A 25,956-nucleotide genomic window follows, 5' to 3' on the forward strand; every position below is an offset into this window, starting at 1 on the left:
GTCAGCCCCCCTTGCTCGAATTTACAGTGTTCCCCCGCCGCCCTCCGGCGACTTCGACTTGGCGAGCGCCGCGATCGATAACGCGGATGCCGGATTCAGGCTGTCGACCATGGAGCTCGGGATCAGTATCGTCGTGCCGCGCTCTTTGGTCGTTTCGTAAATGATGTTCATCGCACGCAATTGCAAAGCGGCGGGATTATTGGCGTAAATATTCGCCGCCTCCACAAATTTCGAGGCGATGGCGGCTTCGGCCGAACCGAGAATCACGCGCGCCTCTTTTTCGCGTTCCGCCTGGGCTTGGCGCGACATCGCATCTTGCAGGGCGACCGGAATCGCGACATCACGGATTTCCACCGAACTGACCGAGACGCCCCACTTTGTGGTCTTTTCGCTAATGGTCTCGCGCAGCCGCGCGTCGGCCGCCTGGCGATCCGACAACAGCGCAGCCAGGTGCGAAGAGCCGATCATCTCGCGCAGCGAGGTTTGCGCCACGCGATCGATCGCCTGGCGATAGTCGGTGATCTGCAAAGCGGCACGCTCGGCGTCCTCGACGCGCCAGAAGATGATGGCGTCGACATTCACCGGCACGGTGTCGCGCGTCAACGCCTGCTCGGCGTTGAACGCCGTGGTCTGGATGCGCTCATCGATGATGGCTGCGACCCGATCGAGTACGGGAACGATCCAGAACAGGCCGGCGCCGCGCACGCTCTGCAATTTACCGGCGCGCAGGATGACGAAGCGCTCCCACGCGTTGGCCATTTTTAGCGACGTGGCAATGATCAGTGCCAGCACCACAAACAACGGCATCAGCAACGGACTGACAAGACGGCTCACCAGCGCACCGACCAGCAGTACCACGATGGTGAAAAACAGTGAGATCGGATTCATGATGGTTCTCTGTGCAACAGCCGCGACTCGACGCGCACACGCTGGCAAAAGCGGTGGGCCGGGGTGAACCGCGCAGATCGTCGCGAACACCGCGCGGGATTAATGCTCCGGAAATGCTCCGGATGATGCGTCGCGAGCGCCACGTCACGCAACCGAGGCGAGCGGGGGCACACAGGGTAATCACGCGCTTGAGTTCACATCCTTTAGTTCGCGCTCGTGCATCCCCGCTATCCGGCCCCCTTGCAGAAGTTCACCGCGTTCAGTTCGCTCCCACCACCTGGCCGCGAATTTCGCCGCCGGGGTTCTGCGCGGTGTGAACGTTGAAGTAGTACTTGCCGCTGAGCAAGTCCGCGGCCTGGTCAGCCGTGAGGGTAGCCGTACCGTCGATCGGGCTGACGATAGGCGACGTCGTGACCGGAACCTGAACCTTCGCGTTCACGCCTACCGCAGCCGGCCCATGGAAGTGAGCCATGGTGGCCGGACCGCTGAGCTGGCTGAACACCGCGTGGTACGTCAATACGTTGGTGGCGGTATCGAACGTGGCGGTCACGGTGCCGTGCCCTTTGCCTGAATGCGGCGGCACTTCGGACGAGGTCTTCATATTGGCGTGCAGCGAAATGGTCGCCGCTTGCGCGCCGAACGCGACCAAAGTCAATGCCGACGCTGCCACCAGGGTACGAATCAATTTCATCGAAAATCTCCAGAGAGTCATTAATCCGGTATCGCCCGCAATAACTTTGGCGTGGCCGGCCCTTACAGCGAGAGGCGGGAGCGCCCCAAAGGGATCGGTCCCTCACTTAGTCTAATTGAAATCCGACACGTGCGGGATTCTGCTTGGAGTCTGACGAAAAACCCGACTTGGGTACCGTGCAAGGCCTGTGACGTTTATTTCGACACTCCCGGGTATCTACGTGCCCTACCGGGTGCCGGTTCGCACGCGAATCGTGTAAGGTTCGGTTACACCGTCGCGGAGGTGCAGATGAATAGCCAATTTGCCGACTTGCCAGGACTCGGGCCCGCGGGCCGCCCGCTGCGTATCGAATACCGCTGGATCAACCCGGAGCGCCGCGATGCCCCTTTGCTCGTGTTCCTGCACGACGGGCTGGGCTCCATCGCAATGTGGAAAAGCTGGCCGCAAGATTTATGCGACGCCGGCGACTTTCGAGCTCTGATTTATTCACGCCCCGGCTACGGTCGCTCCACACCCCGTGCGCATGACCAACATTGGACGCCCGACTTTCTGCACCGTCACGCAGCCGATGTTTTCCCCGCGTTGCTGGAGCACCTGCGTATCGGCATGCACCGGCCTATCTGGCTGGTAGGACACAGCGACGGCGCATCGATCGCGCTATTGTTCGCGGCAGCTTTTCCCCATAAGGTGGCCGGCGTGATCGCACTGGCCCCGCACGTATTCATCGAAGATCATTCGCTAGAGGGCATCCGCGTCATGCGCGCGGCCTACCTCGAAAACAGTCTGCGCAACAAGCTGTCGCACTATCATGACGACGTCGATTCGGCATTCTGGGGCTGGACCAATCTCTGGCTGGATCCGGCATTCGGCAATTGGAGTATCGAGGAGGAGTTGTCCGCGATCCGTTGCCCACTGCTCGTCATTCAAGGCAAACGTGACGAATATGGCAGCGTCGCGCATCTGGAGCGCATCGTCCGGCGGCTACCGCATGCCAACGCGCTCGAACTGGACAATTGCGGACACTCGCCGCACCGCGACTGCTCGCGTCAGGTCAATTCCGCGATCCAGGACTTCATTCTCGAACATCGAAGCGCCGAGCGTCGCGCCGGCTAGAGATGCGCCGGACACGCGTTTGACATGGCTTTGACATTGGCTTGACACGGAATGCATCGGCCAACATATTGCGGCGTGCCCGATGTCGACTTCAGGCTGGTAAATCTCAGGAAAAACGCACGCGCAATTTGGCTAGCCAAGCGCGCAAGCGCCGACGTTGAAATCGATTCCAACGGTAACGCATCCGGTTATAGAACGGCGAATGCTTCAAGCGATGCTGGTCCAGCTTGCTGGCAAACATGCCGAACACACTGCCCTGCTCGACAATCGGCTCACGCAGCCAATATTGCGCGATGTCGCACGCGCGGTCGATCTGATTGATCAGATGATCCGCGGGCAACCGTACCCGGTGCTCAGCCAACCATGCCACACGTCTCCGCAGGGCAGTCGCGTCCGACAGGTAGCCTTCTGCGGTAGGCAGAGGCAGCGGAAATAGCGGACCGTCTGCGAGAAAGAAAGCATCCGGCACTTTGGTATCCGCACCACCAAGGAAGATGAGGTAACCAGGCTCGAGCTTTTCGGCAGCGGCTAGCGCCTGTGCGATGCCGTCCATGAAACGCGGCGCGAGCAGGACATCGTCTTCCAGCACCAGGATCCGTTGCTGACCGCGCGCGAGTGCCAGCTTCCAGGCCTGCGCATGCTTGAGTACCAGCGAGCGGTGCGGCAAGCCGAGTTCGCCCGGCTCGAATACCTGCGCCATATCGGCATCCTGCAATTCATTCGCATCGTGGTCGAAAATAAATTCAAATCCGATTTGATGGCGCCCCAATTCCTGCTTTATGTGCGCAATACGATCGGTGAAGGTTTTCACCGTCAGAACATATACCGCGTCGAGTCCTTGAATGCCCGTTTCCACGAAATCCCCGATTCGATGCGCCGCAGCGCTGTTATTCGAAAAAGCGAAACAGCTTATTGCGAGATTTGAACTTAAATCTTAAGGGGAAACCCTATAGTATTCTTCTTGCGAGAAGAGAGTTTTCCATCGAATGGAAATCTCCAATTTACAGCGCGGCCCTCGAGCCGCGCTTTTTTTTTGCCTGTGCGCTCTGGCTTCGCTCTTTGGCTCAGCGTTTTGCTTCAGCTTTTTGGTCACGCTCTCAGATGGCGCTTTTGGGTTCGCTTTCGGCTTATCAAGCGCCGGGACTCGCCCAGCGCCCATTCTCACCAACAACTACGCCCGCACGCTCACCGCGCCGCGAGCGCTGGCCGTGCCGGCAGCACCACCGACAGCGCCAACGTCAACACGATATTAAGCGCCAGCGCAATCAGCCCGATATACATCGGATAGCTCGCATCGCCCAGGTGCAGCACATAAATCGGCTTGAGCTCCTGCGCGAACGCAAGCGTCGTCCCTAAGCCTATCCCTGCGGCCCAACCGATAAACAGTGCCGGCAACTTCAACCAGCGTGTGTAAAGCGAAAACACCACGGCTGGGAACGTCTGCAAAATCCACACGCCGCCCAGCAACTGCAGGTCGATCGCAAACTTCGTCGGCAGCACAATGATAAACACCAGCGCGCCCAACTTGACCACCAGAGAGACGATCTTCGCGTTGCTCGCCTCTTGCGACGGCGTGATGTTGGGCTGAACCAGCGGCTTCCACAAGTTACGCGTGAACAGGTTGGCCGAGCCGATCGACATGATCGCCGCAGGCACCAGCGCGCTGATTGCGATCGCCGCCGCCGCAAACCCGACGAACCACGACGGGAACAGTTGCAGGAACAGCGTCGGCACCACATCGTTGTTGTTCGTGACCTTGACCCCGGCCGCAATCGCCATATAGCCGAGTAGCGCAATCAAACCGAGGAGCAGCGTGTAAGCCGGCAGGAAAATGGCGTTCTTCTTCACCGTCTTGGCGCTCGCCGAACTCAGCACGCCGGTCAACGTATGCGGATACATGAACGCCGCCATCGCCGAACCGAATGCCAGCGAAGCGTAAGCCGTGAACTGGCTAGGCTTGAGGATGATGCCGGTGGCGCCGCCTTTGGCGGTGAAGAAATGATCGGCCGCATCGAACACCGATGCGTAACCACCCAGCTTGCTCGGAATCAGCCAGATCGCCGCGATCACCACGATATAAATCATGATGTCCTTGACGAACGCGATCATCGCCGGCGCGCGCAGGCCGCTCGCGTACGTGTACACCGCGAGGATCAGGAACGCGATCACCAGCGGCGCCTCGCCCGATACGCCCAGGCTCTTGATCACCACCTGCATGCCCACCAGTTGCAAGGCGATATATGGCATCGTGGCAACGATACCGGTCAGCGCGATGGCAGCGGCAAACCAGCGGCCACCATATAGGCCTTGCACGAAGTCCGCCGCGGTAATGTGGTTACCCTTTTGGCATGCGGTCCAGAGTTTGGGCATGACCGCAAACACGAACGGATAGACGATGATCGTGTACGGCAGCGCAAAGAAACCGTAAGCGCCCACTGCATACACCAGCGCCGGCACGGCAATCACCGTGTAGGCCGTGTAGAAATCGCCGCCCACCAGGAACCAGGAAATCACGGTGCCGAACTGGCGACCGCCCAGACCCCATTCGTGCAGTTGCGTCATGTCGCCAGCCTTCCAGCGCGCAGCCACGAAACCGAGCACCGTCACCAGCGCGAAAAACCCGATAAATACTAGACCTGCGGTCCAATTAAATGTTGTTGGCATTATCGGACCCACCTATAAACGACGAACAAGATCAGCGAGGTCAGCGGCACCCACAAGAGCTGATACCAATAGAAGAACGGAAAGCCCATCAATGACGGGTGCACGTCGTTGTAAAACGGCAGCCACAGCAACGCCAGATAAGGGATCAATAACAGGAACTTGAGGGCTGAGCCTCGGGTCGGAGGAGTGTCGTCGGGTCTCATAGTCGGATCTTTTTGGGTCATCGGACGCCGCTTTGCAGATAGGCAAGACGGCTTCGTTGCAGGGGCGAGAAAATCAGCACCGGATCGGGCTGCCACCTGAACTCCATCGCGCCAGACTCGGTAACCGGGCCCGGCGCGACGCCGCCGGTTCTATCGACCGGCTAGCGGAGCCGGCCGAATTATGCAGGAAAAGTGACAACACTGCATTCCAAGGCTGTGCCCTGCAATTGCATGAATCATGCGCCTAGGTCGGCATTGGGGTTAGCCCACGAGTTGGCAACTTATTGGCCGGCTCGCTTACCACCACATTTACCACCACATTTACCACCGTATTTGCCACCTTAGCCACCTTATTTACCACCTTTTCAGCGCAGGAGCGTAATCGCCAAATAGGCGACGTAAAGCAGGCCGTTACCCATCAACGCCCACACCGCTATGCCCTTCGTCCTGGCGTTAAGACGCGTCCAGAACGCCGCAAGCAAGGTGACGATAATGCCGGTGGCGACCTCGATGCGCGGCTCCCACGGCGTGAGCAAGATACCGAGCGCCGGCAACAGCGTGCCCTGGAACACCATCGCCCCGGTAATGTTGCCAAAAGCCAGCGTATCTTTGCCGCGACGTATCCACAGTATGCTGTTGATCTTTTCGGGCAGCTCGGTCGCAATCGGAATGATCAGCAATGACAGCAACAATGCCGATACCCCGAACCGCTCCGAAACGCCGCGCACGCCTTCGATAAAGCCCTCGGCGCCCCATATCAGCAAGCCGACTGCCAGAATCAGCTGCACCGTGATAGTGAGCAAATTGGTCGGCACGCGCAGCCGCGAGAGCAGCATGATGCCCGGCGCTTCGGTACCGTGGCCGCCCGCCACTAGGCCGCGCGAAGCGCGTACAGTCATCACGATATAAGTGACATACAGGGCCACCAGACCCAGGCTGAACAAGGCACGCACGAATAAATGCTCGTGCGGCACATACATTGCGACGGCCGCCAGCACGAAGGCCGCCAGGAAGAAATTCAGATCGCGCCTGAAGCCCGTGGACTCGGGCTTCAACATGCCACCCGGCCCGCGCGATCGCAACACGGCCAACGCCATCAGGCAGGTTGACAGCGTCGAAAGCATCAAAGGCGCGCCGAGAATCGCGCCGACGCCGATCTCCTGATTCACACTGACCGCGCTACCGCCGGCGATCGCCAGCAAAGGCACGAGGGTTTCGGGCAAAGCCGTACCAACCGCCGCGAACAAGGAACCGGTAACGCCTTCGGAGATGCGCAAGCGCTCTCCCAAGTGTTCCAGGGCATTGGTGAACAGTTCGGCCGCGACCAGAATGATCAGCAGCATTGCAGCGAGTTCGAGCAGGTAGAGGGTCATGCAGCGCTCCACAGGACACCACAGCGCGGCGCCCCCTGAATCAGGCAGATCGGGAAGAAATACGACGGAAGCAACATCGGGGAATCTCCGGGGTCGGACGCAAGAACCATGACGCACCGCTCGCGTCCGACCCGGACCTCGGCAGTACGTCAATGGTCTCGCCAAACCGATCAGGTCGAACGCGCCATGGCACATGGGCCAGGGTATGTTGGCGCGCTCCCCTCCCAAGCAGGAGGAAGGCTACTCCCCAGTGACCGGCGAAGTTTAGCTTTATCCGGGCATTTGAACAAGGGCGGCACGGTGAGCGGAGCCGAACCGCTTGCGGCACTTGTTTGGATCATTCCCGGTGCTTGTTTGGGTCATTGACTGCGCTTGGGGCCTGCTCATTGAGCGTGTTCTTACCCCGAGATTCGCAACGAGCGGACGCGACCAGAGCAAACCCTGGGCCGTGTCGTGTAAACTGCCGGTCTTGCGCGCGTAAACCCAAGGGCCATCAAACAGATGCGCAAACACGACGCGCGCTACACGTAACGCAGAATCGCATCGCAGAATCGCAGGGGTGCGGCGCGCCAGGTTCGCCGGTATAAGTCGCATGCCGCAGCCGATCGCCTGGCCGTTCGCCCAAGCACAACTACGTGTGTATCGCTGCGTGTGTATTGCAGGTTACGGAGCAGGCATGTCTATTTCTGAAGCAAACCGACGCCGCACTTTTGCGGTGATCTCCCACCCTGACGCGGGCAAAACCACGCTGACCGAAAAGCTGCTGCTGTTTTCGGGCGCGATCCATATTGCCGGTACCGTCAAGGGCCGCAAGAGCAACCGCTACGCCACCTCCGACTGGATGGAGATCGAAAAGCAGCGCGGCATCTCGGTGGCGAGTTCGGTGATGCAGTTCGAATACGGCGATGCCGTCATCAACCTGCTCGACACCCCGGGTCACCAGGACTTTTCCGAAGATACCTATCGCGTGCTGACGGCGGTCGACGCGGCGGTCATGGTGATCGACGGCGCCAACGGTATCGAATCGCAAACGCTCAAACTGCTCGAAGTGTGTCGCAGCCGCAATACGCCCGTGCTGACCTTCATCAACAAGCTGGACCGCGATGTGCGCGAACCGCTGGAGCTGCTCAGCGAAGTCGAGGAACACCTCGGGGTGGCGGCGATTCCGTTTTCCTGGCCGATCGGCACCGGGAAAGACTTCAAGGGCGTGTACGACCTCACGCTCGACCAGGTACGCGTGTTCCGCCCCGGCGACAGCACGATGGGCGGCGAAGTCGAAACCCTGCACGGCCTGGACGATACGCAGGCGCTGGAACGCTTTGGCGAGGTTTGGTTGCGCGCCAAAGAGGAAATCGAACTGGTCAAGGGTGCTTCGCCCGCCTTCAGCCGCGAGGCGTTTCTGGCCGGAACCCAGTCGCCTGTGCTATTCGGCTCGGCAATTAACAACTTCGGCGTGAAGGAAATTCTCGATGCGCTGATCGAACTCGCGCCGCCCCCCACGGCGCGGATGACCACCGTGCGCGCCGTCGACCCGGCGGAGACTGCATTTACCGGCATGGTCTTCAAGGTGCAAGCCAACATGGATCGCGCTCACCGCGACCGCGTCGCCTTCATTCGGGTGTGCTCAGGTCACTTCGAGCGCGGCATGGCCTTGCAAGTGACACGCTCGGGCCAAAAACTGCGCGCCAACAATGTCGTGACCTTTCTGTCGCAGCGCCGAGAGACAGTGACCGAAGCGTATCCGGGCGACATCATCGGGATCCCGAACCACGGCAATCTGAGCCTGGGCGACACCCTGACCGAGGGCGAACCCCTGCAATTTATCGGGCTGCCGTTCTTTGCGCCGGAGATTTTCCAGAACGTCGAAGTGACCGATCCGATGCGCGCCAAGCAACTCGGCGAAGCGCTCAAGCAACTCGGCGAGGAAGGCGCCATCCAGGTGTTCAAGCCGGTCGGTGGCGGGATGATGCTGCTCGGCGCGGTGGGCGCACTGCAGTTTGAAGTGGTCGCGCATCGGCTAGCTGCTGAATATAAGGTGGAGGTGCGCATGTCGCCGTCACGCTATCGGATTTCACGCTGGGTCACGGCCAAGGATCCCGCGGCATTGAAACGCTTTATCGATTTCAATACCGCCCGCATTGCAACGGACGCGTCCAACGCGACCACCATGCTCGCGGTTCATCAAGGCGAAGTGGCTGCGGCCCAGGAAGCGTGGCCGGATATCACTTTCCATGAACTGCGCGAACATGCCGGATCGCCGTTCAGTAAGTCGAACTAGGCTTGGTCCGGTCTGGCCCGAGCCGTTCACACAGATTTCCAGCGAGAATGTATAGCGAAAAGCGATGAGGTGCCTGGAACACAGGCTTCGATCGCCGTAGTTGCGTCACGGCGTATGTCGGCAAAACATGGAATACGTGGTCTACATAAAATAATTTCCCTATGTCCGACTTCAAAGCACATTGGCTTAATGCGGCGCGTGTCCGAATTTACAGTGCGACGATTTTTATCGCATTGTTCATTTACGCGGCTCGCTGCGCGCGTCTCAATTGGAAATCGAGCGGCATGCCCAACGGCTTTGATTTTGTGACGTTTTGGGCCGCGTCGCACTTGAGTCTTGAGGGCCGGCCGCTACGTGCATATTCATTCGATGCGATCGTCAGCACCGCGAAGCTGATTTCCGTGAACATCGTGACGCCCGGCCCATGGTCCTACCCGCCTACTTTCCTGTTGGCGATACGGCCGCTAGCCCTGTTGCCCGCAGTCGTTTCCTACGCTCTGTTCGCCCTCGCCACCGGCACGCTGTTCGTGTGCTTGCTGCGCAGAATTTTGCCTATGTCCGCTGCATGGTTGCCGATCCTCGGATTTTCCGGGCTTTGGCTCAACTTGGCGCAGGGGCAAAATGGCTGCCTTACCGCAAGCTTGGCACTGGCGGCCTTGCTGCTCTTAAAACGCCGCCCCGCTCTCGCCGGCGTATGCATCGGTTTGTTGGCGATAAAACCTCATCTGGGTATTTTGTTCCCGCTGGCTCTCGCGTGCGCGGGTATGTGGGTCGCCTTTATGGCAGCGGCAGTGACCGTCGTACTCTTTACCGGCGTGTCGATCGCCGTCTATGGGATGCACAGCATCACATTATTTCTATCGAGTATCCAGGAAGCCAATTCTTACGTTGCGCAAGGCTTTCTTCCCTGGGAGCAGATGGCCAGCCTGTTTGCCATGCTGCGTCAAGCACACCTGGGCATCGAGCCGGCTTACGTGCTACAGGCCTGTTTCGCGCTTGTAGGCGCAGGAACAGTCGCCTGGGTATGGCGTAATTCGCAAGCGCTGGAGACCCGCGCCGCGGCACTGGTCGCTGGCACATTCATGGTCAGCCCCTACATTTTCAACTATGACGCGGTATGGCTGGGCATTCCGATTGCATTGCTCACTGTGAAAGGGCTGCGCGATGGTTGGTTGCGCTGGGAGCGGGAAATATTGATCGCTTGTTGGTTGTATCCGGTTTTGGGCGACCTTTCGGGCTTTCAGCTACACATCGGATTTGGCCCCCTCGTTTTTGTGGCCTTGCTGTTTGTCGCGGTACGACGCACCTCTTGGGAAAAGTCCATGTCGGACACCGCTCAGGGGACATTAAGCGTAGTACCCACGCGCTAGAAGAAGCGCGTGGTCACGGCGCGCAGACGCTGAGCCAGCGCGAGGTCGCGCGCACCACCTCACGCCATCCAAGGCGTGGGCGGCGCATCCAGTGGCGTCGAATCCGGTTCGCTCCATATCTCGATCCGGTTTCTGCCGCGCGCTTTCGCCTCATACACGGCTTGGTCGGCCGCATGAATCAGCGCATGGCCATCGAGCAAGGAATCGCGACCGCGCGTGGCAACCCCCAGACTGATCGTGATGCGGGCGTAGTCGCTGCCGGCATGCTCCATCGCCAGATCGCGCACGGCCTGCAGCATGCGTTGCGCGATCTTGTAGGCTGCCTTCGCGCCGGTTTCGGGCAGCAGGATCACGAACTCTTCGCCGCCGTAGCGGGTCGCAGCATCGTCAGGCCGCTGCAGACACTGACCTATGCAGCCTGCAACGGCCACCAGCACCCCATCGCCTGCGTGGTGCCCATACGTGTCGTTATAGGCCTTGAAATGATCGATATCGACAAAGATCATCGACAACTCCGTGCCGTCGCGCTTGGCCGCACGCCATGCGCGCCCAAGCAGCTCGTCGAGCGTGCGGCGATTGCTCAGTCCCGTCAGGCCATCCGTTTGCGCCAGCAGGCGCAACGCGTGCTCAGCGCCCAAGCGCTGCTTGATTTGCCTGACGAACATCACCGACAAACCGATAAACGTCAGGCCGAAAACGACGATCACCGTGCCTATCCACAGCGCGCGCTTTTGCCACGCCTCATAGATCGAAGAATAGGTCGTGCCTACGCTCAAGATCAGCGGCAGATTCGGAATTTTCTGGAAGACATAAAGGCGGTTCGCACCGTCCGTGCCGCTGAGTGCGGAAAAACTGCCTTGGTCGGCCAGTAGCAGGCGGCCGAGGTTTTGGCTCCTCAGCACCACCCGCCCCGTATCGCCACGGCGCGATGGCTCTCGCGCCATAAACATGCCCTGCGTATTGACCAAGGCAACAACGCTTTGCGCGCCTAGCGACAACCCCGAAAAAAGATCGTGAAAATACTGCAGCTTCACCGCGACAAAAACGACCCCGCCAAAGGAGCCGTCCGCATGCGACAACCTGCGGCTGAGTACGATGCAATCGTCTCCGACTTGCCACTGCGCGCTGAGCGGACGACTGACGTACAAGCCGGTGTCAGGATGATCGCGCTGCACCATGAAAAATTCACGATCGCCCACATAGGCGCCGACCGGCATTTTTCCGAGCGCATCGATGCGCATGCGCCCGTGCGTGTCAGCCACCACCATCGCGCCCAGATATTTGGCGGTAGCGGCGCGGTCGAACAGCACGGCACGCTGCAGATCGACGGGCAGTTTTTTCAGTTGCGGGTCATCGAACGTGTCGACGACTTGCTGCAGCGATAGCGCATACAGCTCGAAATTGCGCGTGATATCACGCTCGATCAGGGTGAGCGTGTTGCGCGACTCTTCTTGGCCGTGCTCATAAGCGTCCACGCGGCTTTCGAACAAAATGAAAATGCACAGGCTGATCATCGCCAGGGCGACGATTACGCCGCCGGCGATGATAAAGCGCGGCGAGTTCATGATCCAATCGATCAGGCGGTCGAGGCGCGATGTCGGAAGGGTGCTTTTGTCCACTCGGCAATCGTGGGTAGAGTCGACCTAGACCATACCCGAAGCGAGTGGGCGCGACCACTAGAGCTTCCCCCTCTTCCGTCAGAAAAGCAGAGCGCACTCAAAAATCGGTACTTGCCAGATAAGTGTGTGTGCGGCGCACTGCACGAAGTCCACGCGACTCACCGGGCTAGCCACGCACGCCAGCCGCCGAACTCGGTAATGTCGGTCGCTCCTTCGAGGCCATAGTCCTCGCAGACAAATCCCGTCTCCCAGGTTGCATCCGCCAGTTCGACCCGGCCCAAAGCAAGGGGAGCCGAAATACCGGTCAGGAACGAGCCGAGTTCCGCGCTCGGCAACTCCCAGACTTCGATGGCGATCGCGGCGCCCGCACGGGCCACGCGCTGCATACCCGGGCGCTGAACTTCGCCGGCGCCGCACGCCAGCACATGCAATCGATAGTTCGGTGCGGTCGCGCCGGAGGTGATCCATCGCGCGCCACGCCGCGTGAGTTGATGGTTGAGCGGCAGGCCATCGAGATGCGCGCCGCATACGACGATGCGCACGCGATCGTTACGCGCTTTCGCTTGCGCGGTCGGTGCGGTCGGTGCGGTCGGTGCGGTCGGTGCGGTCGGTGCGGTCGGTGCGGTCGGTGCGGTCGGTGCATCGAGCATGCCACCGCCCACGAGCGGCTGCGCCCTCACCCGCTGCAAGGTATCGGCGACGCTGAGCAAATACTGATCGGAAAATGCTCGGCCAAATACCGTTACACCCCATGGCAATCCGTTCGCCATGAACGCGCTCGGTACCGCCACCGCCGCGTAGTCCAGCAGATTCATGAAGTTCGTGTAATAGCCAAGTAACGAGTTGGGTCCGATCGGATCGCGTTCGAGTTCGGCCAGCGTCACAGGGCGCGGGTAGCTCGGCGTCAGCACGAAATCGAGCTGATCGAGCACCGCGTCGCAAAGCTTCTTGAGCGCCTGCAAACGATATTGCGCGCGAAACAGCCCTACTGCGGTCGTACCGGGCGCCTTCGCCAGTACATCGCGAATAACCGGCAGCACGGCGTCCGGCTGAGCCTCCATCAGCTCGCCCGCCACGCTGTAGCGCTCCGCTACCCAGGGTCCTTCATAGAGCAGTTTCGCGGCTTCGATAAACGGCGCGAGGTCGATTTCGACAGCCGTGCCGCCCGCCGCTTCGAGCGCCGCTCGCGCCTGCGCGAACAGCACGGGGCTTTCTTTGCAGCCGCCGAATTCAAGTGTCGTCGGTACGCCGAATTTAAATGCGCCCACTCGGCCGAACGCACTTGCGTCGTTCCATTGCGGGTTGGCGCGGCTATACGCATCATCGCGATCTTCCTGCGCAGTGAGCGCAAGCAACGTACTCGCATCGCGCGCAGTCACCGCAAGATAGGTCACGCAGTCGAGTGTACGGCATGCGGGCACGACGCCGGCGGTGGAGAGCAAACCTCGCGTACCTTTAAGCCCGACAAGATTATTCAACGCGGCAGGCACGCGCCCGGAGCCGGCGGTATCGGTGCCCAGCGCGAAACTTGCGACACCGAGCGCCACGGCCAGCGCCGATCCGGCGCTCGACCCACCCGACGGATAGTCGGGATGGACGCTGTTGCGGCATTTGCCGTATGGCGAACGCGTGCCATTCAGACCTGTCGCGAACTGATCGAGATTGGTCTTGCCCATAGGCACGGCGCCCAGCGCAACGAGCTGTGCAACAAGCGTGGCGGACGCGTCCGGCGTGTAGGCGAAAGCGGGACACGCAGCAGTGGTCGGTATGCCGGCCAGATCGATGTTGTCCTTGATCGCGAACGGCACGCCGTAAAGCGGCAGCGACTCGATATCCAACTGCTCCAACGCATCCAGATAAGGCGCCAACTCGGCCTCTGTGAGCAAATGGATAAACAGATGAAACTCAGGATTGAGCGCCGCGGCCTTCGCGCGCAGCTCGCCGATCAATTGCCGCGGCGTGGTCGCCCCCGACCGATACGCGGCGCGCAATGTAGACAAACGTAAATCGAATGAGGCCATAACAGTTTTCTCTAGTTGCTGATTCAGTTTCTATCGATGACGACCAGACGCTGGCCCGCGCGCACCGGCGAACCCGGCGCGACATGAAGCTCGCTGACCTTGCCGGCGCAAGGCGCGCATACGGCAATCTCCATCTTCATCGACTCGATGATGAGCAGCACATCCCCCGCTGCAACGCTCTGCCCGACCGATACGGGCACCTGCCATAGATTACCGGCGAGCTCGCTATCCACGGCGACCTGGCCATCCTGCAAAGGCGCGACTTCGCTGTCCACGACCGCGGGCGGCTCGAAGCTTTCTTCCAGTGCACCGGCCTCGCGCCAGCGCTCGCGCTCGGCCTGGAACGCCGCTTGCTGCTTCGTGCGGAATTGCTCGATGCCGTGTGCCTCGCGCTCGAGAAACGATTGATACTCGAACAGGGAAAGCTCGGTTTCCTCGATCTTCAGCGGATAACGACCGAGCGGGAAATCCGCGCGTATGCGCAGCAGTTCGTCCGCCGGCACTTCGTAGAAGCGAATCTGGTCGAAGAACCGCAGCAAATAGGGACGTCCAGCGAAGTCTGCGGTCTGCCGATAACGATTCCACATCTGCAACGTACGCCCGACGAATTGATAGCCGCCCGGACCTTCCATACCGTACACGCACAAATACGCGCCGCCGATGCCCACCGAATTTTCAGCGGTCCAGGTGCGCGCCGGGTTGTATTTGGTGGTGACCAGCCGATGACGCGGATCAAGCGGCGTCGCGACCGGCGCGCCGAGATACACGTCGCCCAGCCCCATCACCAGATAGCTGGCATCGAAGACGATCTGCTTGACCGCGTCGATTGAATCGAGATCGTTGATGCGCCGGATGAACTCGAGATTGCTCGGGCACCATGGCGCATCTTTGCGCACGGTGGTCATGTACTTGTCGATGGCGAGCCGGCAGGCCGGGTCGTCCCACGACAAAGGCAGATGGACGATCCGCGAAGGCACACGCAGGTCGCGTTGCTGTCGCACCTGTTGCCAGGCGCGTTCTATCGTTTCGAGCAGGGTCGCCAGTGGCAAGAGCTCCGGCTTGTAGTGAATCTGCAGGGACCTGATGCCCGGCGTGAGGTCGATCACTCCAGGCAGTGCCAGCGTTTCGAGCGCTTGCATCAGCGCGTGGCCTCTGAAGCGCAGTACAAGATCGAGTTCAGCGGGTCCGAGTTCGAGCAGCAAATGCGTGTCGCCGGACAACCGCGCGACGAGTCGATCATGATCGGCACCGCTGTCCAGCACGATCGGTGAATGTAGCGCTTGGTGAACTGCTGCGGTTGTTGCTGCGGTTGTTGCTGCGGTTATTGCTGCGGTCGAACCTGGCGCCGTGGAGGGTATCGGTTCTGCCGCCAACGTATCCTCTACGCCGGTAATCGACGTCCTCGCACCGCTTACCGTAAGCGTTTCGATTTCGCGCATACGTGCCACCGCTGCGGAGCGTGCCGTGTCAATATCCACCGGCTTGAAGCAGAGTTTGTCCCCGGCCTTCAGTTGCCCAATTTGCCAAAGGTCCGCTTCGATGATGGTCACGGGGCAAACGAAACCACCGAGGCTGGGCCCGTCTGGTCCAAGTATCACCGGCATGTCGCCGGTAAAATCGACCGCGCCGACCGCGTAAGGGTTGTCGTGAATATTCGAAGGATGCAGCCCAGCCTCGCCGCCATCCTCGCGAGCCCATTCCGGCTTGGGTCCAATCAAGCGCACACCGGTACGACTCGAATTGAAGTGCACCTCCCACTGCGTGTCGAGAAACTGTTCGATATAGCGAGCGCTGAAATATTCCGGTGCGCCGTGCGGTCCATAGATCACGCGCAACTCGCGCACCGTGTCCAGCACCGGCGTCAACGGCGTTGCAAGTACCTCACCGGCGTGCGTGCTCGTCAGCGTATGCAGATGCAGGATATCGCCCGCGCGCAGCGCACGTCCGCCGTGGCCGCCGAACTGGCCGAGCGTGAACGTGCTGCGACTGCCCAGATAGCTCGCAACGTCGAGACCGCCGCGCACGCAGACGTAGGCACGTGCGCCCGCGCCGCGGATCGTGCCCAACGCCAGGGTCGAACCCGCAGCGACGAACAGCGTCGTGTTCATCGGCTGCGCTACGTCGTTGAGCATCACCGGCAACGTCGCGCCCGTCACGGCGATCACCGCGTCGGTATTGAAGCGCAGCGTCGGACCGCTCATCGTGATTTCGATAGCGGCGGCATCTGCGTCGTTATCGAGCAGACGATTGCCCAGCCGCAGCGCGCGATCGTCCATCGGTCCGGACGGGGGGATACCCACAGCCCAATAGCCCAGACGCCCCGGGTAATCCTGCACGGTGGTCTGCGTGCCGCCGCTCACCACCTCGAGCGTGGTCGCGCGATAACGCAGGCCTTCGAGACAACGGGTCCACGGCTCGCCACTCGCGAACGGCACATCGTCGAGGATCTGCCGCAGATAGTCGCGGTTCGTCTCCACGCCATAGATGCGCGTGCCCGCCAGCGCATCACCGAGCGCGGCACGCGCGGCCTCGCGTGTCGGTTCCCAAGCGATCAATTTCGCGAGCATCGGGTCGAAGTACGGCGGCACCTCGCAACCGGCTTCAATCCAGGTATCGATGCGCAACGCGCGACCGTCGGCCGCAGGAAATGCGACATCGGTCAGCAAGCCCGGGCTAGGCTTGAAGTCACGGCCCGGATCCTCGGCATACAAGCGCGCCTGGATGGCATGTCCAACTGGCTTCAACCCCTGCGCAAGCTCATCGAGCGGCGCCAGCGTTCCTGCGGCGAGTTCGATCATCCACCGCACCAGGTCGACGCCCCACACCTGCTCCGTCACTCCATGCTCGACTTGCAAGCGCGTGTTGACTTCGAGGAAATAGAATTGCTGCGCACCGCTGTCGTACACGAACTCCACGGTGCCGGCTGATCGATAGTTCACAGCCTTCGCGAGCTGAAGCGCTGCTGCGCACAGCGCTTCGGCCATGCCCGCCGGAAGGTTAGGCGCAGGCGTTTCTTCAAGCACCTTCTGGTTGCGCCGCTGCACCGAGCAGTCGCGCACGCCCAACGCCAGCGCCCCGCCGCGACCGTCGCCGAAAACCTGCACTTCGAGATGCCGTGCGCGCTCGATATATTTCTCGAGAAACACACCGGCGTCGCTGAAATTGTTCTGGCCCAGGCGCTTGACGACTTCGAACTGCGCCGTCAATTCGGCGGCGTCGCGGCATACGCGCATGCCGATTCCGCCACCGCCCGCGGTGCTTTTGAGCATGACGGGATAACCGATACCGGAAGCGGCTTGCAATGCCGCGTCGAGATCGTCGAGCAACCCCGTGCCGGCCAGCATCGGCACGCCCTGCTCGGCCGCAATCGCGCGAGCGGTGTGCTTAAGCCCAAACGCGCGCAGCTGCGCCGGGGTCGGCCCCACGAAGGCGATGCCTGCGGCTTCGCACGCTTCGCCGAACTCCGCGTTCTCCGACAAAAAGCCGTAGCCCGGGTGTATCGCTTCGACGTTTTCCGCGCGGGCGATCGCGAGTATCTTCGCGATGTCGAGATAAGTCGCCGAGGCCGGCCCGTCACCCAGCCCATGCGCGACCGACGCCTCGCTGACGTGGCGGCTCGCCCGATCGGCTTCGCTATACACGGCGACACCCGCGATATCGAGCTCGCGCAAGGTTCTAAGGATGCGGCAAGCAATCGCGCCGCGGTTGGCAATCAGAACTTTCTCGAACATGAGAGGAGGCTAGCTGCGTGGGCGGGCCGTCCCGCCACGTGATAGATACATACCGCGGTCGTCCACGGCTGCACATTTTTTTAGTCATTCAGGCGCTATCGTTTGCCGGCCCGCGCGGCACCCAGACTAGCGTTCGTGCGGTGAAATCACAAGCCTGGCACGACGATGCATCAGTCCCATATCAACAATTCGGCGGGCGTTGGGTTATACGCGTTACAGGGATTGTTCAATTGCGGACAATTCGAAATCAACACGATCACATCCATTTCCGCGCGCAATTCGACGTACTTGCCCGGTGCCGAAATACCATCTTCGAAGGTCAAGCCGCCCGAGGCCGTAACCGGCACGTTCATGAAGAAATTCACGTTCGCACTGATATCGCGCTTCGAGAGCCGGCCGTCGTGCGCGCAGGCGCACAGGTAGTTATCGCGACAGCTATGCATATAGCGCTTTTCGAGCGCATACCGTACGACGTTGCTCTCCTGCGCACACGCGCCGCCCAATGTGTCATGCCGCCCGCAGGTATCGGCCACGATGGTCAGCATGGGATTGCCCAGGTTCGAATACAGCACCGTACCCGTGGTCAGGTAGATGTTCTGCTGGCGACGCAAAGTGCGCTGCACGTCATAGCGCTCGCGCGGCTCGGCGGCGCTGTAGAACAAAGTATCGACGGCCTGGTTGCCTTCGAGATCGTGGATGCGCAGCGTTTGGCCCGCTTTGAGTTCTTTCAGCCAGGGCTCGCCCGCGGCCAACGTTTCGCGATAGATCGCGAGTGCCGGATTTTTATCGCTGGCAGTAAGGGACTCGTTCAGAGAAAGATTCATTTTGACGAACTCCACTCAAAGAAAAAAGCGGTCGGTATTGATAAAACCGCGCACGTTTTCGTCGTGCGAAGTGCGGCAAACCTCGGCTACCTGCCGGTCCGCTGCGCTGAGCGTCAGCTTGACCGGCTTGGGTGCATATTCCGGGTTGGGGTCGAGCGGATGCTGGATCGCCGTGAGCACGACCAGCGTGTTCATCGGCGCGTAGAGTTCGACGTAGTCGCCCGCGCTCGAATTGCCCGCTACGAATTCAAGCCGGCCCGTATCGGTCACGTCGACCCGACTGAACAGGTTGAGCGTCATGAGCAGATCGCTCAGGCCCAAGCCCCATTTGCCGAGCTCGACCACCAGGTTATCGGTGCCGTTGCGGTAAAACGCGTTGCGCAGTTCCTGATAACGGCCGACGCCGTACTTCTCGGCAACCTCTTGCTGGTTCGATACACCGCCAAGGCTGTCGTGCCAACCGCAGGTATCGGCCACGATCGCGGCCAGTATGCGGCCCATGTCAGAATACAAACAATGACCGGTCGTCAGTTTGGCGGTGTGCTGGCATTTCAGCGTGTCGGGAAGATTCAGCCGCTCGGTCTTTTCCGCAGCGTTGAAAAGCATCAGGCTGACGTTGGCGCCGCCGCGCAGATCGGTCAGTCGCAGCAATTGGCCGCGCTTGACGATCAGCGACGCATGGCCGCCACCGGGGACGGTTTCGTCCAGAAGTAAAGATTCGTTCATGTCGGGTTTCTCATGTCGGGGCTTCGGATCGGATCGCTCGAGCCGCAACGGCGCGGTCTGTGCGACTGATTGCGCTTTGCGCCGCGCTATGTTCCGCGCTGTTGGCCAAAGCGGGCGCTATGGCCGAAGGGCCGCCGTGATTCAATGGAATGTTGTAGGTAATGCGCGCGCCATAAGCACCAGGCGCCTGCGGGTCGATGCGCACTTTATCGAAGACAAGTACGCGGCTACCCAGCGTGAAGCCTTCCTTCAGATCGTGCGTCACCATGAAAATGGTCAGGCCCGACTCGCGCCACAGTTTCAGTAAAAGGTCATGCATATCCTTGCGGATACCGGGGTCCAGCGCGCCGAACGGCTCGTCGAGCAGCAACACGCGTGGGCGCATCACGAGCGCCTGAGCGATCGCCAAGCGCTGTTGCATGCCGCCCGACAGTTGCTGCGGATATTTGTCGAGCACCGTGCCCAAGCCCACGCGCTCCAGCATCGCCACCGCGTCGTCGCGCGCTGCGCGGCGACGTGCACCGAACAGGCGCCCGAAGAGTTTGGCCTGCGGCAACTCGAAGCCGAGCAGCACGTTACCGATCACGCTCAAATGCTCGAACACGGAATAGCGTTGGAACACCACGCCGCGATGCGCATCGGGCTCGCCCGGCAACGGCTTGCCATCGAGCAAAATTTGACCGCGGGTCGCGCGCTCCTGGCCGAGCAGCAGACGCAGGAACGTGGACTTGCCGCAACCCGAAGCGCCGACCATCGAACAGAATTCGCCCTCTTCGATTTTCAGGTTCACGCGCTCAAGCACTACCTGCTCACCGTATTCCTTCCAGACGTTACGTACTTCGATCATCACCGGTCTCCTCCCACGTACCACGGGAAAGCCCAGCGCGTGAGCCGGCGCAGCGCTTCGTCGATCAGCCAGGCCAACAGCGTGATCCACATCACATACGGCAGGATCACGTCCATCGCCAGATAGCGGCGCACCAGGAAAATCCGGTAACCGAGGCCGTCGGTCGACGCGATCGCTTCAGCGGCAATCAGGAAGAGCCACGCGGAACCGAGCGAGAGCCGCATGGCGATCAGCAGACGCGGCAACAACTGCGGCACGATCATGCGCAAAATCAGCGTCCAACTGGTGGCGCCCAGCGTCTGCGCCTTCACCCACAGTTCGTTGGGAATTTCCCGCGTGCGTTGCTGCAGATCGCGGATGATCATCGGCGTAATGCCGACCACGATCAGCACCACCTTGGACAATTCGTCCAGGCCGAACACGATGAAAAGAATCGGTAGTACGGATAAAGGTGGAATCATCGATACCACCTTGATGAACGGCGAGAACACCGCGCCGATGAGCGGGATCGTACCGGTCGCGATCCCCACCACCAATGCGAGTGAAGCGCTCACGACCAGGCCTATGCCCAATCGTTTGAGACTTGCCTCGGTGTCGCTCCACAGCAGATATTCGCCGGTGCGCTTATCCTCGGTGAACGCGAACTCCTTGACGGCGTTGCCCATCTGCGTAGCACTGGGCAACAGCTTGTCCTCCGGGTTGACCGCAAGACGCAGCGACGAACTGGTGAAGTAGACCACCACCAGAACAATGAACGGCAGTAGCAGCAACATCAGCGAGCCGCCTGCGCTGGGGTGTCGATTGATAAGTCGCATAGTCTTGCGTCAAAAAGGTCCGGTTACGATTACAGCTTGCCTGCAGCGGCCATCCGAACGTAGGTCGGATCGAAGCGCAGCTTGACGTTGCTCTTGTTGCCGATCACTACGCCCTTGTCGAAAGTCATGCCGACGGCATCCGCGCTCGGGGCGCCTTGACCGAGCAAGCCATGATCGAACGAGAACTGCGCAACGTGCGTCATGATCTTCGGCAGGTCGGGGTTCGTCGCGAAATCGAGTGCGGCTTGCGGCGTATAGAACAGCGCGGTGGTCGAGAGCTGACCTTGGAAACCGGCGAGATCGGTGCCGGATGCTTTGGCCATCGACGTCAGGGCCGCGGTGCTGGCTGCGCTTTTCTCGTGCATCAACGCCATCATTTCAAACCAGGCACCCGTGAGTGCTTTGCCCAGTGCAGGGTTGTCTTTCAGCGTCTGGGTGTTGACTACCATGATGTCCATGATTTCTCCGGGGATCTTGCTGGAGTCGAATACTTCGCTCACTTTCGGCTGCGATTTCAGGTCGGCCAGCATCGGGTTCCAGGTCACGACCTGTTGCACGGCGGGGGTGGCGAACGCGGCCGAGATGTCAGCGTCCGACGTGTTCACGACCTTGAGATCGCGCTCGCTCATGCCAGCCGTTTCAAGCCCGCGTGCGAGCAGGTAATGCGATACCGAGAACTGTACCAGGTTGATCTGCTGGCCTTTCAGATCGGCGAGCGTCTTGCCCGTGCCCTTGATCAGGATGCCGTCGTTGCCGTTGGAGTAATCGCTCACGATCAGCGCAGTCGAATCGACGCCGCCTGCGGCCGGAATCGTCAGCGCATCCATGTTGGTCATCGCGCAGCCGTCGAACTTGCCGGCCGTGTACTGGTTGATCGATTCTACGTAGTCGTTCAGTTGCACGACATCGACGTTGATGCCGTATTTCTTGGCCCACTTCGAAACGATGCCTTGTGTTTTGGCTTCGCCCCACGGCATCCAGCCCGCGTATATGGTCCAGCAGACCTTGAAGTCTTTTTTACCCGCAGCGAAGCTCGGGGTTGAGGTCAGAGAGGCGAGGGAGACTACGGCGACGGCTAGGAGACGGTATAGCTTGCGCATAAAAATGACCTCTACGGATGGTTTATCGGCGGCAGGGAGCAGCGCGATCTCTCGCGTTCTCTCCCGGGCTTTTATCCCGCCGTGTAACCTCACCTGAGGTCGGCAACTCTCGGTCCAGCATCCGCATTGCGCAGACCGGAACCCTAGTCGCCTATTTCCAAATTGTGGCTTGAACCGAATACCGCACGGCTCCTTGCGAGCTTATCTAAGCGATAACTGTGCCACCCGCGTTAGTCGCCACGCTGGCCTTGATCTCGCAGCGCGCCGCGAACCATCGAGCACGGATTTGATGCATCGCAGCACCGAGATTGTGCATGCGCGCTCGCAAGCGGTGCTCGCGCCACATTGCGCCGCGGGCCTCTCTAACGCTCGACGCGTACCACCAGCCCCGCTCCATCCGCGATGGCAGCCCGATAGAGAATGAGAGCAACGAGCAATTTTATGTCTGCCCTGGACACTGCAATACCCAATTCCAACGACTAACATGAATCCATCAACACGCAGCATCGCGTCGCAGCAAGCAATGCGAGGTCTCAAAGCACTTTGGTTATTGGAGTATAAAAATGGCAACGACTGAACGGTTCGAATATGTGTTTCTCGGCGGCGGCAAAGGCGGCAAGACGCTCGCCACGGAATTGGCCAACGCAGGAAAGCGCGTCGCGGTGGTCGAGCGCGGCATGATAGGCGGGTCATGCATCAACGTCGCATGTATTCCGACGAAAGCGCTGATTCATAGCGCGCGGGTCGTTCATGCGGCAGCCGAGTCGCGCAACTATGGTGTGCCGGCCGACACGTCAGAGGTGGACATGCAAGGCGTGCAACGCCACGTGCGCAAGGTCGTCGACGAGTTGGTCGATATCAACTTCAACGCGTTTCGCGCATCGGGCCTGGAGCTGGTGTTGGGCAACGGACGGTTTGTCGCACCGCGCACGCTTGAGGTGGCGCTTGTCGAAGGCGGCACGCGCGTGATCGAAGGCGAACACGTCTTCATCAACACGGGCACACACGCCGCGATTCCTCCGGTTCCCGGTCTGGCCGATGCGCGGCCGATGACGCACGTGGAAGCACTGCGACTGGAACGGCGTCCGGAACACTTGATCGTTATCGGTGGCGGCTATGTCGGCTTGGAAATGGCACAAGCGTTTCGTCGCCTGGGCAGCCGCGTGACCTTGTTGCAAGACGGGCCGCGGGTCGCGAGCCGCGAAGACCAGGACGTCACGGACGCGATCGAAGCCGCGTTCGCGCAAGAGGGTATCGAGATCCGTACGGGCATCAAGATTCGCGAGGTCACGGGTGCTTCCGGCGAACGTGTCAACGTGGCGCTGGCCGACGGCACGGTGATCACCGCGACCGACATTCTCGTTGCCGCAGGGCGCACGCCGAACACGCGTGAGATCGGGCTGCATCTCGCCGGCGTCGAGGCCGACGCGCGAGGTTTCCTCAAGGTCGATGAGCATCTGGCGACCACTGCGCCGAACACCTGGGCAATCGGCGAAGTCGCCGGTACGCCGATGTTCACGCATGCATCATGGGACGACTACCGCGTGTTGCGCTCGCAGCTTAACGGCGGTGATCGGTCGACGAAGGGGCGGCTCGTGCCGTATGCGATGTTCATCGAACCCGAGTTGGGTCGAGTCGGCTTGAGTGAAATCGAAGCGGCTGCGTTGGGCATCGAGGTGCGTGTCGCAAAGATTCCGATGGCGGTAGTGCCGCGTGCTCGTACGATCGCGGATACGCGTGGCTTCATGAAGGCGTTGGTCGCAAAGGATACCGACGAGATTCTGGGCTTCACGATGCTGGGCAGCAATGCGGGCGAGGTGGTGGCGGTGGTGCAGATGGCGATGCTCGGCAAGCTGCCGTACACTGCAGTGCGCGATGCAATCATTGCGCACCCGACCATATCGGAAGGACTTAACTTGCTGTTCGGCAAAGTGCCGGCACGCACGGTTTAAGACGTCGGTGCACGGCGGCCTTCGGGCCGCCTGACTCTCTCGCTGCTAGGGCTGCAGTACGATAATGGCCATGCCCGTCAGTGCCATGCCCGCGCCGGCCAGGTCCCACCGCGTCAGCGCGACACCATCGACAAATCGCAGCCATAGAAGTGCAACGGTGATGTACATGCCTCCGTACGCGGCGTAGGTTCTGCCGGCCGCTGTCGGATGCAGCGTGAGCAGCCAGGCAAACACCGCGAAGGAAACGGCCGACGGCAGCAGTAGCCACGCGCTGCGTCCTTCCTTGAGCACGAGCCAGGGTAGATAACATCCGAGAATCTCGGTTACGGCGGTGAGCGCAAATAGCGCGCTTAATTTAAACAGTTCAACCATACGCCATTCCTTTTTAGTTGCAGCGCGAGCATACGCCGCTAGCCACACGTCTGCCAAAAAAAACGGCTATGCTCCACCAACACACTCGTGTATTGACGCGAGGCCACACGACGACGGTAATGGTTTCAGCGCAACGTGAGTCAGCGTTGAGTCGTTACGCGAAGGAAGGGAGAAATGGCAAACGCTCGCAGCAAATCGATCGCGAAGCATGATGCGAAATCGGCACCCAACAAAAAAGCAGCCACCGATCTGCCTGGGCAAGTGGTGCTCGTGCTGCAAGGCGGCGGCGCGCTGGGAGCCTATCAGGCCGGTGTGTATGAGGCACTCCACGAAGCGAACATCGAACCCGATTGGATCGTGGGGACTTCGATAGGCGCGATCAACGGCGCGCTGATTGCGGGCAACGCGCCGGAAAACCGCGTCGCGCGCCTGCGGCAGTTCTGGGAAATGGCGTCCAGTTCGACATGGTCCACGCAGTACTGGGATGCGCTCAATCTCGGCCGGCTGATTCCTAATCTGGGCACGGTGTCACAGGGCGTCCCGGGATTTTTCTCGCCGAAGTCGGGTGCCTGGTTCAGCTCGCACATGCCGGTAGGCGTGAGCGATGCGGCCTATTACACCACCGATCCGCTGCGTAACACGCTCAAGGAATTGGTGGACTTCGAACGCATCGCCAAGGCAGAAATGCGACTCACGCTCGGCGCCGTCAATGTTCGTTCCGGCGGCATGCGTTATTTCGACAGCCGCGATGAAATCGTGGGCGTGGACCACGTGATGGCTTCCGGCGCGCTGCCGCCCGCCTTTCCCGCGGTGATGATAGACGGCGAACCGTATTGGGACGGCGGCATCTACTCCAACACGCCGATCGAAGTGGTCATGAACGACAACCCGCGTCGCGATGCCATCATCTTTGCCGCCGAACTTTGGCAGCAGGAAAGCCTGGACCCGGATTCCATACTCGAAGTCATGGGCCGTCAAAAGGACATCCAGTACGCCAGCCAAGCCGAGAGCCACACGAAACGGCAACAGGAGATACACCATTTGCGCCATATCGTGCGCGAACTCGGCAAACTGCTGCCGGACGATGTTCGCAGCCGCAGCGAGACCCGCGAACTGCTCAGTTGGGGCTGCGGCACGCTGATGCACGTGGTGCCGCTGCGGGTGCCGGCCGTGAAAGGCGAAGATCACACCAAGGATATCGACTTCACACCTGCCGGTGTTCGCGCCCGCTGGGATGCGGGACGAGAGCAGACTCGGCGGGTGATTGCGCGAGCGCCCTGGAACGCAGCGATTGACCCGGCCATTGGCATCTTCGTGCACGCCTGATTCGTTGCCGGTTTGCGGCATGAGTTGCCCTCATCGCCGCAAT

The 25,956-nt window shown here is 60.6% G+C and carries 20 protein-coding genes and 2 riboswitches; of the genes, 5 read left to right on the plus strand and 15 right to left on the minus strand.

Annotated elements, in window-relative coordinates:
- Positions 1-21: 21 nt before the first annotated feature.
- Complete coding sequence (locus GSQ77_RS22595) at positions 22-888, minus strand: slipin family protein (RefSeq protein WP_158905022.1); 867 nt, start codon at positions 886-888, stop codon at positions 22-24.
- Positions 889-1,147: 259 nt separating this feature from the next.
- Positions 1,148-1,579, minus strand: a complete 432-nt coding sequence (locus tag GSQ77_RS22600) for a CHRD domain-containing protein (protein ID WP_158905024.1) — start codon at positions 1,577-1,579, stop codon at positions 1,148-1,150.
- A 288-nt stretch (positions 1,580-1,867) separates the two neighbouring features.
- Between GSQ77_RS22600 and GSQ77_RS22605 the strand changes: the two genes are divergently transcribed.
- Positions 1,868-2,692, plus strand: a complete 825-nt coding sequence (locus GSQ77_RS22605) for an alpha/beta fold hydrolase (protein ID WP_158905026.1) — start codon at positions 1,868-1,870, stop codon at positions 2,690-2,692.
- A 106-nt stretch (positions 2,693-2,798) separates the two neighbouring features.
- Here the strand turns inward: GSQ77_RS22605 and GSQ77_RS22610 are convergent, their stop codons facing one another.
- The 4 genes from GSQ77_RS22610 to GSQ77_RS22625 all read right to left on the minus strand — a co-directional run bounded on the left by GSQ77_RS22610 (position 2,799) and on the right by GSQ77_RS22625 (position 6,932).
- Complete coding sequence (locus GSQ77_RS22610; protein WP_158905028.1) at positions 2,799-3,548, minus strand: glycosyltransferase family 25 protein; 750 nt, start codon at positions 3,546-3,548, stop codon at positions 2,799-2,801.
- A 329-nt stretch (positions 3,549-3,877) separates the two neighbouring features.
- A complete protein-coding gene (gene mctP, locus GSQ77_RS22615; protein WP_158905030.1) occupies positions 3,878-5,356 on the minus strand; it encodes a monocarboxylate uptake permease MctP in 1,479 nt (492 codons plus the stop codon).
- Positions 5,356-5,559 (minus strand): DUF3311 domain-containing protein, encoded by a 204-nt coding sequence (locus GSQ77_RS22620; RefSeq protein ID WP_158905032.1) that lies wholly within the window; start codon positions 5,557-5,559, stop codon positions 5,356-5,358. Before GSQ77_RS22620 ends, mctP begins: the two co-directional genes overlap by 1 nt.
- A gap of 365 nt (positions 5,560-5,924) precedes the next feature.
- Positions 5,925-6,932, minus strand: coding sequence for a sodium:calcium antiporter (locus GSQ77_RS22625; protein WP_158905034.1), 1,008 nt, complete (start codon positions 6,930-6,932; stop codon positions 5,925-5,927).
- 81 nt (positions 6,933-7,013) lie between these two features.
- Positions 7,014-7,193, minus strand: a riboswitch (yybP-ykoY riboswitch).
- Between the two features lie 415 nt (positions 7,194-7,608).
- On the opposite strand from GSQ77_RS22625, the gene GSQ77_RS22630 reads away from it, so the two are divergent.
- A complete protein-coding gene (locus GSQ77_RS22630) occupies positions 7,609-9,210 on the plus strand; it encodes a peptide chain release factor 3 (protein ID WP_158905036.1) in 1,602 nt (533 codons plus the stop codon).
- A gap of 161 nt (positions 9,211-9,371) precedes the next feature.
- Positions 9,372-10,580, plus strand: a complete 1,209-nt coding sequence (locus tag GSQ77_RS22635; RefSeq protein WP_158905038.1) for a glycosyltransferase family 87 protein — start codon at positions 9,372-9,374, stop codon at positions 10,578-10,580.
- A gap of 59 nt (positions 10,581-10,639) precedes the next feature.
- Here the strand turns inward: GSQ77_RS22635 and GSQ77_RS22640 are convergent, their stop codons facing one another.
- From GSQ77_RS22640 to GSQ77_RS22675, 8 genes are all read right to left on the minus strand, one after another.
- Positions 10,640-12,199 carry a sensor domain-containing diguanylate cyclase gene (locus tag GSQ77_RS22640; RefSeq protein WP_158905040.1) on the minus strand — a complete coding sequence of 520 codons (1,560 nt, stop codon included), beginning with the start codon at positions 12,197-12,199 and terminating at the stop codon, positions 10,640-10,642.
- A gap of 158 nt (positions 12,200-12,357) precedes the next feature.
- A complete protein-coding gene (atzF, locus tag GSQ77_RS22645) occupies positions 12,358-14,220 on the minus strand; it encodes an allophanate hydrolase (RefSeq protein ID WP_158905042.1) in 1,863 nt (620 codons plus the stop codon).
- A gap of 23 nt (positions 14,221-14,243) precedes the next feature.
- Entirely contained in the window at positions 14,244-17,951 is a 3,708-nt protein-coding gene (uca, locus tag GSQ77_RS22650) for an urea carboxylase (RefSeq protein WP_158905044.1), read from the minus strand.
- A gap of 170 nt (positions 17,952-18,121) precedes the next feature.
- The gene (locus GSQ77_RS22655; RefSeq protein ID WP_158905046.1) at positions 18,122-18,775 is read right to left on the minus strand and encodes an urea amidolyase associated protein UAAP2; all 654 of its coding nucleotides are present in this window, start codon (positions 18,773-18,775) and stop codon (positions 18,122-18,124) included.
- Between the two features lie 15 nt (positions 18,776-18,790).
- Positions 18,791-19,501 carry an urea amidolyase associated protein UAAP1 gene (locus GSQ77_RS22660; protein WP_158905048.1) on the minus strand — a complete coding sequence of 237 codons (711 nt, stop codon included), beginning with the start codon at positions 19,499-19,501 and terminating at the stop codon, positions 18,791-18,793.
- Between the two features lie 10 nt (positions 19,502-19,511).
- Positions 19,512-20,348: an ABC transporter ATP-binding protein gene (locus GSQ77_RS22665; RefSeq protein ID WP_158905050.1), complete on the minus strand. Its 837-nt coding sequence runs from the start codon at positions 20,346-20,348 to the stop codon at positions 19,512-19,514.
- Entirely contained in the window at positions 20,348-21,163 is an 816-nt protein-coding gene (locus GSQ77_RS22670) for an ABC transporter permease (protein WP_158905052.1), read from the minus strand. The genes GSQ77_RS22665 and GSQ77_RS22670 overlap by 1 nt, the downstream gene beginning before the upstream one ends.
- A 29-nt stretch (positions 21,164-21,192) precedes the next feature.
- On the minus strand, positions 21,193-22,263 hold the full coding sequence (locus GSQ77_RS22675) for a putative urea ABC transporter substrate-binding protein (RefSeq protein WP_158905054.1): 1,071 nt from the start codon (positions 22,261-22,263) through the stop codon (positions 21,193-21,195).
- Positions 22,264-22,321: 58 nt separating this feature from the next.
- A riboswitch (guanidine-I (ykkC/yxkD leader) is annotated at positions 22,322-22,421 on the minus strand.
- Positions 22,422-22,826: 405 nt separating this feature from the next.
- Here GSQ77_RS22675 and GSQ77_RS22680 point away from each other — a divergent pair.
- Positions 22,827-24,215 (plus strand): FAD-dependent oxidoreductase, encoded by a 1,389-nt coding sequence (locus GSQ77_RS22680; protein ID WP_158905056.1) that lies wholly within the window; start codon positions 22,827-22,829, stop codon positions 24,213-24,215.
- Positions 24,216-24,260: 45 nt separating this feature from the next.
- Here the strand turns inward: GSQ77_RS22680 and GSQ77_RS22685 are convergent, their stop codons facing one another.
- On the minus strand, positions 24,261-24,587 hold the full coding sequence (locus GSQ77_RS22685) for a YnfA family protein (protein WP_158905058.1): 327 nt from the start codon (positions 24,585-24,587) through the stop codon (positions 24,261-24,263).
- A gap of 174 nt (positions 24,588-24,761) precedes the next feature.
- Here GSQ77_RS22685 and GSQ77_RS22690 point away from each other — a divergent pair, with 174 nt between their 5' ends.
- Positions 24,762-25,913, plus strand: coding sequence for a patatin-like phospholipase family protein (locus tag GSQ77_RS22690; RefSeq protein ID WP_158905060.1), 1,152 nt, complete (start codon positions 24,762-24,764; stop codon positions 25,911-25,913).
- The last annotated feature ends 43 nt before the right edge of the window (positions 25,914-25,956 follow it).

The organism is Burkholderia sp. L27(2015), assembly GCF_009765705.1.
In the GTDB taxonomy this organism is placed as follows: domain Bacteria; phylum Pseudomonadota; class Gammaproteobacteria; order Burkholderiales; family Burkholderiaceae; genus LMUX01.

What these genes read in the sequence shown, in the direction of transcription:
- GSQ77_RS22680 (WP_158905056.1), top strand. Translation starts at nt 22,827, where the DNA reads ATGGCAACGACTGAACGGTTCGAATATGTGTTTCTCGGCGGCGGCAAA.
- GSQ77_RS22600 (WP_158905024.1), bottom strand. Translation starts at nt 1,579, where the DNA reads ATGAAATTGATTCGTACCCTGGTGGCAGCGTCGGCATTGACTTTGGTC.
- GSQ77_RS22630 (WP_158905036.1), top strand. Translation starts at nt 7,609, where the DNA reads ATGTCTATTTCTGAAGCAAACCGACGCCGCACTTTTGCGGTGATCTCC.
- GSQ77_RS22625 (WP_158905034.1), bottom strand. Translation starts at nt 6,932, where the DNA reads ATGACCCTCTACCTGCTCGAACTCGCTGCAATGCTGCTGATCATTCTG.
- GSQ77_RS22635 (WP_158905038.1), top strand. Translation starts at nt 9,372, where the DNA reads ATGTCCGACTTCAAAGCACATTGGCTTAATGCGGCGCGTGTCCGAATT.
- GSQ77_RS22685 (WP_158905058.1), bottom strand. Translation starts at nt 24,587, where the DNA reads ATGGTTGAACTGTTTAAATTAAGCGCGCTATTTGCGCTCACCGCCGTA.
- GSQ77_RS22605 (WP_158905026.1), top strand. Translation starts at nt 1,868, where the DNA reads ATGAATAGCCAATTTGCCGACTTGCCAGGACTCGGGCCCGCGGGCCGC.
- uca (WP_158905044.1), bottom strand. Translation starts at nt 17,951, where the DNA reads ATGTTCGAGAAAGTTCTGATTGCCAACCGCGGCGCGATTGCTTGCCGC.
- GSQ77_RS22670 (WP_158905052.1), bottom strand. Translation starts at nt 21,163, where the DNA reads ATGCGACTTATCAATCGACACCCCAGCGCAGGCGGCTCGCTGATGTTG.
- GSQ77_RS22690 (WP_158905060.1), top strand. Translation starts at nt 24,762, where the DNA reads ATGGCAAACGCTCGCAGCAAATCGATCGCGAAGCATGATGCGAAATCG.
- GSQ77_RS22620 (WP_158905032.1), bottom strand. Translation starts at nt 5,559, where the DNA reads ATGAGACCCGACGACACTCCTCCGACCCGAGGCTCAGCCCTCAAGTTC.
- GSQ77_RS22595 (WP_158905022.1), bottom strand. Translation starts at nt 888, where the DNA reads ATGAATCCGATCTCACTGTTTTTCACCATCGTGGTACTGCTGGTCGGT.
- GSQ77_RS22665 (WP_158905050.1), bottom strand. Translation starts at nt 20,348, where the DNA reads ATGATCGAAGTACGTAACGTCTGGAAGGAATACGGTGAGCAGGTAGTG.
- atzF (WP_158905042.1), bottom strand. Translation starts at nt 14,220, where the DNA reads ATGGCCTCATTCGATTTACGTTTGTCTACATTGCGCGCCGCGTATCGG.
- mctP (WP_158905030.1), bottom strand. Translation starts at nt 5,356, where the DNA reads ATGCCAACAACATTTAATTGGACCGCAGGTCTAGTATTTATCGGGTTT.
- GSQ77_RS22675 (WP_158905054.1), bottom strand. Translation starts at nt 22,263, where the DNA reads ATGCGCAAGCTATACCGTCTCCTAGCCGTCGCCGTAGTCTCCCTCGCC.
- GSQ77_RS22660 (WP_158905048.1), bottom strand. Translation starts at nt 19,501, where the DNA reads ATGAACGAATCTTTACTTCTGGACGAAACCGTCCCCGGTGGCGGCCAT.
- GSQ77_RS22655 (WP_158905046.1), bottom strand. Translation starts at nt 18,775, where the DNA reads ATGAATCTTTCTCTGAACGAGTCCCTTACTGCCAGCGATAAAAATCCG.